The sequence below is a fragment of the Lysinibacillus sp. BNK-21 genome (genome assembly GCF_048684915.1).
Taxonomy (GTDB): Bacteria; Bacillota; Bacilli; order Bacillales_A; family Planococcaceae; genus Lysinibacillus; species Lysinibacillus capsici.
The window spans coordinates 745641-759036 of record NZ_JBLQTS010000001.1 but is presented as its reverse complement, the minus strand read 5'-3'; the positions used below and the strand labels follow the sequence as shown (position 1 = coordinate 759036).

Here is a 13396-nt window from a genome sequence, read left to right as displayed (position 1 = left end):
TTCTCGATCTGGTTATATTAAAGTAAACTATCAGCCTTTTTCAAAGGAAATACCCAAACATTACGCATCCGCCCATCAACATCTTTCTGAAGATCAGTGTACGGATCGGCCGCGAGTACTACCTCACCTCGATATGTATATTTCCTCTTTGTCATAACCTCAAAATAATGAACTGTTATACCATTTGATTTGGATTCTGCTAATGTCTTATTTTGTGACTTTAACTGCTGATCACCCTTTTGTCCCATGCCTGTATAGTGATAAATTTCATTTACAGTCCTGTCATCATATAATTTTGTTCGATCTGATATTAATACTAAGGTATTTGTTCGGTGTGATCTTCTCATGCCACCCTGTGGAGAACATTTAAAAATTTCGCAAAGTTGATAGTTATCAATTATCGTATTTATTTGTAAATCTTTTATTTCCTTCAATAAACTACACTCCCTACACCAATTATTTTGTTTCCATTACAATACCATAAATTCGTTCTAATTTTACTGATTATTAATGATAAAAAACAAAATCCCTAGTTATTTTTCACTAATTTATATAAGTCTTAAAACGAAATTATTTACTAAAAATTTCCCTTAAATTAAAAAAACGTGTAAGCAATAATAGCTTCCACGCATTTCTGTTTAATTTTATCATGATTATCTAAACTTAAATTTCTTTACGGTTCAATTCATAAAAATCAAATTGATGCAGAGAATATTCCAAGTTAATTGCATCTTCTAAAGTAGCATGCTTAAAAACTTTTCAAAATGCACGCCTGCCTCACGAGGTACTTGCTCCTTCGAAGTAGCTTCAATTGCAGCGGCTAAAAATGTTTCTGCCAGTGTCATTGATTCCATTAAATCTTGTCCGCGCATCATGCCGCCCATTATGATGGATGCGAAGAGGTCGCCTGTGCCTGAATAGCTCTCACCATTATAGTTGCGGATATTATGAAAAGACCGCTCAGAATCGACAAACATATTGCCAACATAACGCTTGTCCCTATCACCTACTGGTGGATTCAAACCCGTAATAATGACGTTTGCTCCAGTTGCTTGCTGTAGCTGCTGACCTGCCTCCTTAAGGGCATGAATATAATCTGTATCATTTTGATAGCTCAGTAGCCTTTCATAGGATAAACCTGTAAGCAAGCAGCATTCCGTAACATTTGGCGTAATAATATCAGCACACTTTACTAATGCTTTCATACGATCTAGCAAGTCACCAGTAAACATTTTATAGACCTCACCATGATCGCCCATTACTGGATCGACAAGCAACGTCGTCTTATTTGAGTGAAACACATCTAAAAAGCGAAATATATTATCAATTTGCTCCTTACCTGTAACAAAGCCTGTATGAATCCCATCAAAGGTAGCTCCAAGCTTACTCCACTCGTCTATAAAAGAGTCCATCTTTGACGTTAAATCTTCACAATAGAAGCTTGAATATCCTGTTTGTGCCGTTAAAATAGCTGTTGGAAGCGGGACTGCTTGCACACCCATCACAGAGAGTACAGGCATCGCAGCCGTCAATGAGCACTTTCCAAAGGACGACATATCTTGAATTACAGCAACTTTTTTCATCATACATTCCACCTAACTCATCCTGCTTTTACTCTCCCCATCGTATCACAATTAGAAAGATGCGAAAATAACCACAAACTGACCCTTAACTTTTTTGCGAAATTGACACTTTTACAATAGTCAGTCCTTTGTTAAAGTAAAAATCATCAAAATATTCATCATAGTGAGGAAGAGACAAATGCAAAATATACAAAGGCCAACATCCTATACAAAATCACGTACAAAAACATTTGATTTAGTCATTACAGCCATTTTAGCAGCACTTGTTTTCGTTGCTACAATGTTTATCAATCTTAAGCTACCGATTGGGCAAGGGGGCCTTATCCACTTAGGAACATCTATGCTGTTTATCTCCGCTATTTTATTCGGGCCTAAAAAAGGAGCACTTGCTGGAGCTATTGGAATGGGTTTATTCGATATCGTAGGTGGCTGGTTAATTTGGGCACCCACAACCATTATTTCACGCGCATTACAAGGCTTTATTGTCGGTAAAATTGCTTGGTCAAAAGGACATAAAGGTGATAATCTTGGGCTGAATATTTTAGGAGCAGTAGTATCAATGCCCGTGATGATCGCTGTTTACTATGTTGGGCAAGCCATTATGTTCAACAGCTGGATTGCCCCGCTGGCATCCATTCCTGGGGACGTCATTCAAAACATCGTAGGCTTAGTTATCGCCATCCCAGTATGTGTTGTACTGAAAAAAACGCCATACTTCAAAAATAATTTTTAATGAAAATACACCATCTTGCTGTTGAACAGTAAAGATGGTGTTTTTTATGGAGTGATATACAAAAACAACGAATTTCAAGATAAAGTGAAACTAGCCTTGTTCTTTTTCATACTATAAGGTGGAGGTGGAAAAATGCCAAGAGTAAAATACCGTGATGCAGACGTTGCTTTAATGGCAAGGATGATGAGAGCAGAAGCAGAGGGTGAAGGTCAACAAGGTATGCTTTACGTGGGCAATGTCATTGTGAATCGTGCAGTGGCGTCCTGTTTAGACTTCAATGATGTAAGAACGATTGAGCAGGTTATTTACCAGGTACAAGGCGGAAACTATTCTTTCGAAGCTGTTCAAAAAGGCAATATGTTTTACCAACGAGCAAGAGAAACGGAAAAAAGATTAGCGAAACAAAACTTAGATTTCTGGCGAGAACATCCAGCAAAATACGCACTCTGGTACTTCAATCCATATGCACCATGTCCCCCAACATGGTATGGTCAGCCGTTTACAGGACAATTTAAGAATCATTGCTTTTATGAACCTGCTCCAGATACTTGTGCTAGTGTATATATGGGATAAGGTTTTTTGACTTTTAATAACCTACATTCACAAGTTTAATAACGCTCTACTACAATGACAAAGCCCAACGTGTTAATTGACAAAAAATCGCCGTATGTAAAGAGGCTGAAGGAATAGATGCAAATCTAGTTTCCTTCAGCCTTATGCTAGCTCTTATTTTTTAATCGTTACATATTTGCTATAAACATACCCCGATTTATTATTATACGATATCTTATACCAGCCTTGTATTTCCTCTAAAATTGTAATTTCGGTATTCTTTGAAATTGTCCCATATACTTTTCCTGAGTTCGATGGCTTTGAACGAACATTTAAGTGATAAGCCGTAACAATCCCTTTAAGTGATTCTGGCTGAGTAATAGTTGGCTTCGATTTGTCTGGTGTTGTCTTACTTGGATTCACTGGTTTTTCTACTGGCTCATCTTTAGGTTTATTCAATGCTTTTACCAGCTTCTGATAAAATTCACCTGACGTTTTTACCCCAGTAAATTGGCTAGCATCTACTTTTGCTTTTGTTGCTAGCATTTTTATTTCTTCTTCTGTAATCAAAGCTTTGACATTAATAGATGCTATATTTGTATATTTACCATCTTCCGTTGTAGGAATGGCTAAAATATCTTTATTGATTAATTCAACAACAGCAGCACGTGCTGGCGATTTCATATCGACACCAACGATTTTCCAGTTATGCTGGATCACTGGCTCATACACGCCGTTCATCTCTTCTTTTAGATATCGAATGGCTAGATTACGGATTGTACCGCCTGTTTCTCCATAGGCACTTTCTTCTTTAGAGGACCAAATCATATTAAACTTACGCCCTTCAAGTGCCTGACCTTTTGATACAAGAAAATCCATACGATAAGAGTTCATACCAAGCTTTAAATTGTCTTCTAGCTTAATTGGGGTACCATCTAATTTTCGTAGATTTTTTATTCTGTTACCTGGCTGCTCAGTTAAATCGATGTCATATTTTACATTTCCGAAATAATCATTCGTACTATATTTAGAGGAACGACGCGTTTTATCAAAACTAATCGTCACATCTCCATCACGTGTGCTATTAAAATAGCCAACTGCCCATTCCATATAATCTTTTAAATCTTTGCCCGTTACTTCATAAACTGATACTTCTCCACCAGCAAATTGATAATTATAGGCGATATCCTTTTTCTTAATAGGACCTACATCCAATGAAGCTTTGTCATTATCAATCTGATGTGCTACCACATCTGCCTTACTATAATGTAGCATGACCTCATGGAAAAAATCTGATAAAGGTGTTTCTTGGATGTGTACAGCTGGTATACCCTTAATTTCATTTTTGGGAACAAGATTTGTTCCTTTAAGCTGTGCTACTTCGATATTAGCATCTTCACGTGCATAATCATGGTATGGCTTCAACGTTTTTTCTAGGTCTTTATCCGATTCAACAAAGGTCCCGTCTTCATTCTTTACAGGAATAGTTGAAGCATCTTTTTCTTTAAGCAACAATTTCTCGCCTTGGCGAGTAAATGTTAAATCAATTCGTGAAATATGTGTTCCATATTTATTAGGCTCCGTTATAAAAACACCGTTCACTTCTTCTTTATTTATCAGTACATGATTGTGTCCTGCAAAAATAGCAGCTAGTTCTGGTACGGCATTAGCCATTTCCTTCACACCCGTTCCTGGAACACCATTTTCATTTTCCAATCCCATATGCATAAGGCCAATCATGACATCTACTTTACCCTCTAATTCCTTAACTGCCTTTTTAGTCTCTTCTATCGGGTTTTTGACAACTAAACCATCAAGATGATTTGTCCCCTTCTCATACTCTGTAATCAAAGGTGTTACCATGCCAATAACCCCGATTTTAACCCCTTCACGCTCAATAATTGTATATGCAGGTAAATAGCGTTCGCCATTTTCTTTATAAACGTTCCCAGCAAGTCTTGCTCCATTAAATTGACTGGAAACTTTATCTAATACATCCAAACCAAAATTAAACTCGTGATTACCATATGTCCAAGCTTCATAGCCCATTTCATTAACAGCCACCATCATTGGTGACTGCGGCTGGTCATTAAACAATTCTGCAGAATTATCCTGTATTAAATCTCCATTTTCCAATAGGACGGTATTCGGATGAACTTTACGGATATCTTTAATAATTGTATATAATTGCGTTAAACTTCCTGTGAGATTAGGTCCATCCACTGCGTAATCCCAAGGCATAGAGCGGCCATGAATATCTGACGTAGCCAGGAGTGTAATATGAATATCTTTCTCTTGTGCATTGACAGGCGTTTGTGTAAAGACAATTCCTGTTGCCAGAATCAATACAGCCATACTTAGTATTGTTATAACTTGTTTCAATTGATTCATTTCCTAGTTTTCTCCCTTTTTATTCTGAATTTTAAGATTCCTAATCAGTGTAGCATTTATGGAGATGTCTAACCAGGTAAAATCTATCATAAAAGTAATATAATTTCATAAATTTAACAAATATTAGCGTGATTAAAGAGGAAAAAGCAATAGAAAATCGATATTCAACAAAAGTTTCAAACCCGTCCAATATCCCTATTTTAATAGGATTTATTTGAATCATTTGGATATGCTAGAGCCACTCTCACACGTTTTTCCTTTAATAACAGGACTCCCATCAAACCAATGAAGGAGAATATAACAGGCGAAATGAAGCCATAGTAGTACCCATCACTTACATTGCCTGTGGCAGCTTGAAAATAATCTAAAATATACCCAAAAATAATGGGCAGCAATGCGGCACTTAGAAAGCCCCCTGTATTGGCAAACCCAGAAACAATGCCTGATTCATTTAAAGGGAAAGTTTGACGAACTGCCGCAAAGGTTAAAGCACTTGCACCATAGCCAAAGCCGATGATAAAGAACAGGACAATGAGCATGAAAATGGACGGATGCCCTTTCAATAAAAGAAAGGCAAACCAACTCGTTAAAACCGCAATATGCACAACAATATAGGGTCTCTTAATCGTACCTAACCAGCCAGCAATCCAGCTCATTAAAGGTGCTCCTATAAGCGCTCCGACTAGACCAATCATAATTAACTGACTAGCCTCTGACCGTGACATCTCATACATATTGATCCCATATGGTACTGCCCACGAGCTAATAAAGCCAACATACCCGCCCACAACGCCAAAATGACAAAAAAATAAAGCCCATGCTTGCCTGCTTGAAAATATTCTTCGCAATAATATGGAGCTTTTTTCACGTTTTAGTTCTTTAGTTATGCTTACAGGTTCCTTTGAAAAAATGCGTTTTGTGTTTTGTACGAGCACAAAATAAAGAAGTACACCACATAAGCATAGTAAAAGTCCTGTAGAGAAAAAGGTGATTCGCCAACCTAATAAAAGAATCAATGTAGCAAAAGGCACTGTTGCCAATAAGAAGCCTAAGCTCCCTGTCATACCTGCAAAGCCAATTAATCGGACAAACTCCTTTTTATGAAACCATTGTGCCAAAATCAGCACCATATTCACCCATATGGTGGCATCTCCTACACCAGTAAGCATTCTAGAAAAGAATAGAATGAATTCATGTGTACCTAGACTGTAAAGAATGGTTCCTATACCTGTAAGGATGGCACCAATGATGAGGAAAAGGTTTGGCCCAAATCGGTCAGCTAAAATCCCCATCGGAATTTGCAAACTCGTGTACACAAAAAATTGAATACTCGTCAATAAGCCAATTGTCGAAGCCGTTACCCCAAAATCCTCCATCAATTGATCTGTAATTAATCCTGGAGCAGTTCGCTGACTTGCCATTAACAAATAGGTAAACAATACAGCAACAAACACAATCCATCTGTACTTATGTTGTTGTTTGTCCAATAATCACTACTCCTATTAGCTTTTATGTTATGTATATGAGTTCGAGGTCAGGATAAAACCTGCTTTTGAGGAAGCTTGAAAATTACGACAGAAAGAAAACGCACCCAGTCTACACTAAGTGCGTTCATGCTATATTATACTGCTGGCTGAGGCTGTTCACTGACATGTACTGCCGGTTGACGGTCTTTCCAAGGCATTGCTTCCTCTAGCTGTCTACCTAGCTGTAATAACGTCAATTCATCTGCAAATTTACCTGTCATTTGTAGACCAATTGGTAGACCTGATTTACTTTCTGCTAAAGGCAATGATATGGAGGGTTGTCCTGTAGCATTGAATAAATTTGTAAACGGTGCATACGTGAAAATTTGCTCTGTCCATTCAACAGCCGAAATGTTAGGATTGTTGGCATTTAACTCACCAATTTTAGCAGGAAGTGTGCCAATAGTTGGACTCAATAAAATATCATAATCTTCAAAGAAGCCTGCAACTTGACGTGAAACGACTGCATTTGTATGAATAGCTTCCAATAAATCAGCCGCCTTTAATTGACCACCATATTCATAGCATTTCCAAATGGCGGCTTCAATATAGTCTGGAGAAACTGCTTTACCAGTTCCCGCTGCAGCCCCCTTTATCATTTGATAAATATTCGCTGTCCAAATAGCAACCGTCGCCTTTGTAAATGATGCTTGTTCATATTTCGGACGCGCCTCTACTACCTCGTGTCCTAGTTCTTTTAATACTTGAACTGTTTTATGAACCGCTTCTATACATTCCGGATCGACAAATGCCCCAGAATTTGTTTCAGTTGTCCAAGCAATTTTTAGCGGGCGCACTGTTTCCTTGATAAGTTGACCATACGGTGCATGTGTTACCTCTAATTTGGAATAGCTCCCTAAGTCAGGGCCTGCTACTTGATCCAATAGCACCGCTGTATCACGAATTGTACGAGTCACAGCGAACTCAATGGCAATACCATTTAAAGGCTCACTATTGAATGGACCAGCTGGAACTCTTCCACGTGTAGGTTTTAATCCCACTAACCCACTACAGGAAGCGGGGATACGAATAGAACCTCCTCCATCATTAGCATGAGCGATTGGCACTATACCACTTGCCACAGCGGCTGCTGACCCTCCACTCGAACCGCCTGGACTATGAGTTAAATTCCACGGATTGCGCGTTGCACCATAAATAACTGCTTCAGTCGCTGCATTATAGCCAAACTCAGGTGTTGTCGTAGTACCTGCTAAAATCAAGCCAGCCTTTCTAAAACGCGCCATTAATTCACTATCGACGGGTATAACCGTATTTTCTCCAATACGACTCCCCATACTATGCGAAACACCCTCTGCATGTAACACAAGCTCTTTAATTAAAAACGGAACACCTGCAAACGGCGCATTTTCATCAACCTTCTCAATGGCTTTATCAGCCTGCTCTTCTAACACACTAACAACTGCATTAATGGATGGATTGACTTTTTTTATTCCTTCTAACGCTAGCTCCTTTAACTCCTGTGGTGTTACTTCCTTTGATTTTACTAGCTCTGCCAACCCAATACCGTCATAGGATGCATACTCTTGTAAATTCATATTATCACCTCGTATAGTAGTAATCTTGCAACTATAATGTACTGAATATTCTAAATTTAAGATATTACCCGAAAGGATAATTCTGTTTTAAGTAGAATATAAATGCATAATAGAGAAATGAGGTGTTTTCATGTTTTTAGAAAATGATTTAGAAAACATTCTTAAAGCAAGCTATCATATTTCAAATATGAATGTGAAACAAAGCAATGAATGTTTTAAACATGAACTATTGCAAACAATTAGTCAGCATCTCGGCTATCACCATATGTTATTTTGGGAAATAGCAAATAATGAGCTAACCGCCCCTGTGCTTTTTAATATAGAGAGTCACACGATTAATGACTATTTACAAAGATATAAAAACTTTGATCCATTACACCCTCAAAATATAAATACACAGCATTCCATTCAGCTAATGAGTAGGAATGAAGTTATGTGCCTGCAAAAACAAACCCACTATAAAGAAGTTTTTTTGAAAGAAAATCGCTATGAAGATGAAATGGCCATGTATTTAAGAATAGAGAATAAGCTCGTAGCAGTTATTGGCTTTTTAAGGAAAACCGGAGAGAAGCTATTTAATGAAAAAGATATTTTAAAGTTAGTGTATTTGAAAAGAAATATCGAAAACATGTATTCCTTACATCACTTTTCACAGCCCTCCATCGTGTTGGAAATGACAGATCGAGAACGAGAAGTTTTAAAGTTTGTATTCAAAGGCTTGAAAAACATAGATATCGCCCAGCAATTATTCGTCAGTGAAAATACAATTAAAAAACATCTTCAAAATCTATATAGAAAATTTCAAGTAACCAATCGTACTCAACTGCTGGCAAAGTGTTTGAAGTATAGTGATCATGTTTAGTAAGGTCATCTATTGAATTCAAAGGTAGTATGATTAATTTGCTGATTAATTGGCATAAAACTATTTTTCCTCAGTAAAAAAATGCCCCACCAATTGGTAGAGTGTGTCTAACAATTGGTGGGGCAGTTCTCATTTTAATTCTAACTATAGAGGTGCTCTTTTACTTAATTACTTTGCACTTTATACACTTTACTATCAAGCTGTCTATTTATTGCCTGCTGTAAAAATCGTGTGGCGGTAAATAGTTTTTCTTCATCAATATTCGTTTGGACGCCTAAACGATGCAGGAAATTTACTAAATCATTTGTTGATACATTGCCGCTTGCACCAGGGGCATAGGGGCATCCCCCTAAACCTCCAATAGCACTGTCGTATTTTGTAATCCCCAGCTCAAGTGCTGCAAATATATTGGCTAAAGCACGGCCATACGTATCATGAAAATGAAGGGCAAACAAATCACGATCGTATTGAGTGAGTAGCTCTGATAAAATAGCCTTTACTTGTACAGGATCCGCTACCCCAATTGTATCACCGAGTGAAATTTCAGAAACGCCCATTGCAAGATAGGCATCAATGATATCCTTCACTGTTTGAAGCTTTACTTCATCACCAAACGGACTGCCAAATACAGTTGAAATATAGCCTCTTAACGATATACCTTCACGATTTGCTACTTCAGCTACAGCTTTTAAGTTCTGTAAAGATTGGTTAATTGAAGCGTTTACATTACTTTGATTATGCTCCTCAGAGGCAGAAATAAATAAAGCAATTTCATCAACCTTGTGTTGAATGGCTCCTTCTATCCCTTTCAAATTAGGCACAAGAGCTGCATACGTTATTTTTTCATCACGTGCGATTTGCTCAAACACTTCATGATGATCGGCTAAAGCTGGTATCCACTTTGGACTAACAAAAGAGGATACCTCGATATGACGGACACCTGTTTCACTTATTAAATTAATCCATTGCACTTTCAAATCAGTTGGAATAAAAATTTTCTCATTTTGTAAGCCGTCACGAGGACCAACTTCTCTTATTTCCACTTGTTTTGGTAAAGTCATAAAGATACACTTCCTTTAATTAAATGCCGAACAGCTGTAGCATAATCCAGCTTGATGCGTAGAATACCATGAATTGCACACCAGCCCCCACACCTAAAATACGATTCAATAATCCACCAACAGTTGCAACTGTAAATGTTAACACTACTCCTAGCAATTGTGCCTCGTTATAGGCAAGCAAAAATGCTAATCCGATAAACATCGCTACGATTGCTTCCTGGCTAATATATTTCAATACTAATACAGATGCTTTACGTGCATAATTCATCGCAAATGGATAAGCAATTAAAGCGGCTACACTTATACCGATTAACCCAAAAATGAAAAAGTCCCATGAAGACATTAGCGTGTGTAAGTTGTTAACTGGATCTACTGTAAAAATCGGTGGTGCATTAAATAAAGGTGATGCTGGTCCAAGTGCTACTGGGCTTAACGGAATACCGAATGCAATTAATGGAATAATCGCTTCAGCTATATATGTCGATTCCGTTACACCATTCATGACAGTAAGACTCGTTGTTGATTTTTTATAGGCACCTTTTGTACGTGAGCCTACAATTTCTCCCATCAATGACGTCATCCCAACAGGACTGAAAACAAATGTAAGGGAGGAAAGAAACGTTGTAATGCTCGTAAAAATGGTCTGCCTTTTCGATAAAATTTTAAATGGATTCGGGAAATAGCCTTTCCATGATTTCGTTTCGGGAGCAAGATTATATTGATTTGGCTTACTGCGAGCTAGATCATTTTTAGCAACGGAGGAAGCCGCCATTAAAATATTACAAAACATCGGTCCAATCGCAATTCCTAAAAAGAAAGTAATACTTAAATGTTTATCCAGCATCGCGAAGCTAACACTATCTAAAGCTTTTATGAAAAATGCAAATGGAATAATGATTAAAATACTTGCCCATTTTCCCTTTGAAAAGAATGCGATTAAAATAGCGGCAAGAGTAAAAATGATGCCTGATGAAGATTTAAAAAAGTCGGCAAATTGACCTAAAAACTGCCCTAACAGTACAGCTGTTGGTAGGGCAATAAATGCACCGATAACACCGCCAGAAATCATTTTACGTAGTGCTACGTGTGGCATGCCTAAACGGCGTAATGTATTGGCATGATCGATTAACGGTACAGCCGTAGTATCCCCTGGAATTCCTAATAACGCAGTTGGGACAGCATGTGTTAAATGCTTAGCTAACACGCCTGCCATAAAAAAGGCGAATACCCCTTCAGGAGGCGCTCCCAGCAAAATAACTAACAATGTAATTGGTACCATAATTGCTGTTTCATCTGTACCCGAAATAAGTCCAATTATAGTAAAGATAGCTGCACCAAGAAGTGCAAATAAAAGAGCTATTAAATAAATACTCATTTTTTATCCGCTCCTTTCAAGCCTTGTAAGCTAGAAAGAATTCCAAAATCCTCAAGCTCTTTTTTTGTCACTGGATCTTCCTCGATTAAGCGTATTTCCTCGTCTATATCAATTTGTAAATCCTCAAATGCTTCCTTTAAAGAATGACTAGATGCTTCATCTTCTACTAAAATACGCTTTGGTTTAAAAAGAATCGTATTAATAGCAACTACAATCAGAATTCCCGTGATTCCTGTTAACAGTGAATAAGAGTTAATCATTTGAGGGTCTGCAAACTTCGGAAAAACCCACTGGCCAAACTGATAGCCTAAAAAGCTTGCAGCAACGCTTAAAATAATTGAAATAATTAACTGATTGCCAGAAACCGTGTCTCCTAAAATTTCAATAAACTTCTTTTCCTCTACATTTTTTTGCTCATTGTATGGAGTATTCGCCATGTATTATTCACCTCGCAGAGAGTTTGTAATCTCTAAAACACGATCATAACGGAAATCCTTCTCTTCTACCGCCTGCTGCACAACTCGATCAATAATATCGCCTGTTGCCCCAGCCATTACAGCCAAGTTTTTCGCATGCAGACGCATATGACCAGATTGAATACCCTCTGCTGAAAGTGCGCGTAAGCTTGCTAGATTTTCTACTAATCCTACTGCGGCAATGTAGCTGGCTAGCTCCTCTGCTGATTGCACATCCATAATTTTTAGCGCTGCTTTTGCAACAGGATGAGTCTTCGTAGCCCCTCCCACAATACCAACAGCTAATGGCAATTCCAACGTCCCAACAAGATTGCCTGCTTTATTCAGCTCCCACGTTGTTAAAGAACGATATCTACCAGAACGAGCAGCATAGGCATGAGCACCAGCCTCAACAGCACGTGTATCGTTACCCGATGCTAATACTGCAGCAGTAATACCATTCATAACCCCTTTATTATGTGTGGCAGCCCGATACGGATCAGCATCTGCAAATTCGTAAGCACTTACAATATTTTTCGCAATCTCTATCCCCCCGAGCATTTCTGTCGAGAATTCTCCACGTGCACGGACAATACGCTTATCTGCTAAATTTGAAATAATCCGTAGCACAACTCGTCCATTTGTAATACGTTCGATTAATGGTGACACAGATTCCGCCATCGTATTAACAGCGTTTGCCCCCATTGCATCCTTCGTATCTACGATTAAATGAACGACAACCATTGTTTCTCTTGCTGTGTCGATTAAATGCACTTCTATATCCTTCACTCCACCGCCTAACTTGACTAACGTTGGATCTTTTTCATTACAATGCTCGATGATCTCATTTTTATGTTCAAAAATTTTCGCCCTCGCTGCATGAGGGTCCTCAATATTTAATACCTGAATCTGTCCTCGCATAACTGTTCCCGAGCTGGAAGTAAAAATACCACCTAGCTCATATGCTGCACGTGCCGCATTACTAGCCGCAGCAATTACTGATGGCTCTTCAGTAGCCATCGGAATAAATACCTCTTTGCCATTCACCTTAAAGTTGGCCGCTACCCCTAGAGGCACTGAAATATGTCCAATAACATTTTCAACCATTGCATCAGCAAGCTCTAATGAAATTCCACTTTTTAAAGCTTCAACTTCCTCTTTGGTTAAATTTGACTTTTCAGCGATTAACTTAATTCGCTCTTCTACTGAAAGTAAATAAAATCCCTTAATACGTGAAGTCATCCCCATACCCCCAAAATTTAAAAAAGTGTAATATAATTCAACTTAGTTGAATAACATTAC

At 38.1% G+C, this 13396-nt stretch carries 12 protein-coding genes; 3 read left to right on the top strand and 9 right to left on the bottom strand.

Translation table 11 applies throughout. The features are described 5' to 3' along the window. Nucleotides 1–17: 17 nt before the first annotated feature. Together ACMGGO_RS03765 and ACMGGO_RS03760 are read right to left on the bottom strand one after the other, a co-directional pair. The gene (locus ACMGGO_RS03765) at nucleotides 18–434 is read right to left on the bottom strand and encodes an HNH endonuclease (RefSeq protein WP_420281613.1); all 417 of its coding nucleotides are present in this window, start codon (nucleotides 432–434) and stop codon (nucleotides 18–20) included. Between the two features lie 300 nt (nucleotides 435–734). Further along, on the bottom strand, nucleotides 735–1583 hold the full coding sequence (locus tag ACMGGO_RS03760; RefSeq protein WP_259949696.1) for a pyridoxamine kinase: 849 nt from the start codon (nucleotides 1581–1583) through the stop codon (nucleotides 735–737). Between the two features lie 178 nt (nucleotides 1584–1761). On the opposite strand from ACMGGO_RS03760, the gene ACMGGO_RS03755 reads away from it, so the two are divergent. Next, complete coding sequence (locus ACMGGO_RS03755) at nucleotides 1762–2316, top strand: ECF transporter S component (protein WP_004228177.1); 555 nt, start codon at nucleotides 1762–1764, stop codon at nucleotides 2314–2316. Nucleotides 2317–2448: 132 nt separating this feature from the next. After that, nucleotides 2449–2889, top strand: a complete 441-nt coding sequence (locus tag ACMGGO_RS03750; protein ID WP_004228176.1) for a cell wall hydrolase — start codon at nucleotides 2449–2451, stop codon at nucleotides 2887–2889. 153 nt (nucleotides 2890–3042) lie between these two features. Here ACMGGO_RS03750 and ACMGGO_RS03745 read toward each other — a convergent pair whose 3' ends face one another. The 3 genes from ACMGGO_RS03745 to ACMGGO_RS03735 all read right to left on the bottom strand — a co-directional run bounded on the left by ACMGGO_RS03745 (nucleotide 3043) and on the right by ACMGGO_RS03735 (nucleotide 8341). Beyond that, nucleotides 3043–5259, bottom strand: a complete 2217-nt coding sequence (locus ACMGGO_RS03745) for a 5'-nucleotidase C-terminal domain-containing protein (RefSeq protein ID WP_374805722.1) — start codon at nucleotides 5257–5259, stop codon at nucleotides 3043–3045. Between the two features lie 200 nt (nucleotides 5260–5459). Continuing rightward, a complete protein-coding gene (locus ACMGGO_RS03740; RefSeq protein ID WP_259949702.1) occupies nucleotides 5460–6746 on the bottom strand; it encodes an MFS transporter in 1287 nt (428 codons plus the stop codon). Between the two features lie 134 nt (nucleotides 6747–6880). Continuing rightward, nucleotides 6881–8341: an amidase gene (locus ACMGGO_RS03735; RefSeq protein WP_259949705.1), complete on the bottom strand. Its 1461-nt coding sequence runs from the start codon at nucleotides 8339–8341 to the stop codon at nucleotides 6881–6883. A gap of 130 nt (nucleotides 8342–8471) precedes the next feature. Between ACMGGO_RS03735 and ACMGGO_RS03730 the strand changes: the two genes are divergently transcribed. Further along, complete coding sequence (locus ACMGGO_RS03730; protein ID WP_420281612.1) at nucleotides 8472–9203, top strand: response regulator transcription factor; 732 nt, start codon at nucleotides 8472–8474, stop codon at nucleotides 9201–9203. Nucleotides 9204–9367: 164 nt separating this feature from the next. Here ACMGGO_RS03730 and ACMGGO_RS03725 read toward each other — a convergent pair whose 3' ends face one another. Genes ACMGGO_RS03725 through ACMGGO_RS03710 form a run of 4 tightly spaced genes read right to left on the bottom strand, consistent with a single transcriptional unit; the run spans nucleotide 9368 to nucleotide 13336 of the window. After that, nucleotides 9368–10264: a hydroxymethylglutaryl-CoA lyase gene (locus ACMGGO_RS03725; protein ID WP_066037149.1), complete on the bottom strand. Its 897-nt coding sequence runs from the start codon at nucleotides 10262–10264 to the stop codon at nucleotides 9368–9370. 19 nt (nucleotides 10265–10283) lie between these two features. Continuing rightward, nucleotides 10284–11639: a tripartite tricarboxylate transporter permease gene (locus ACMGGO_RS03720; RefSeq protein WP_016995237.1), complete on the bottom strand. Its 1356-nt coding sequence runs from the start codon at nucleotides 11637–11639 to the stop codon at nucleotides 10284–10286. Beyond that, nucleotides 11636–12076: a hypothetical protein gene (locus ACMGGO_RS03715; RefSeq protein WP_048394316.1), complete on the bottom strand. Its 441-nt coding sequence runs from the start codon at nucleotides 12074–12076 to the stop codon at nucleotides 11636–11638. The genes ACMGGO_RS03720 and ACMGGO_RS03715 overlap by 4 nt, the downstream gene beginning before the upstream one ends. Nucleotides 12077–12079: 3 nt before the next feature. Further along, nucleotides 12080–13336: a hydroxymethylglutaryl-CoA reductase, degradative gene (locus ACMGGO_RS03710; protein WP_420281611.1), complete on the bottom strand. Its 1257-nt coding sequence runs from the start codon at nucleotides 13334–13336 to the stop codon at nucleotides 12080–12082. Between the last annotated feature and the right edge of the window lie 60 nt (nucleotides 13337–13396).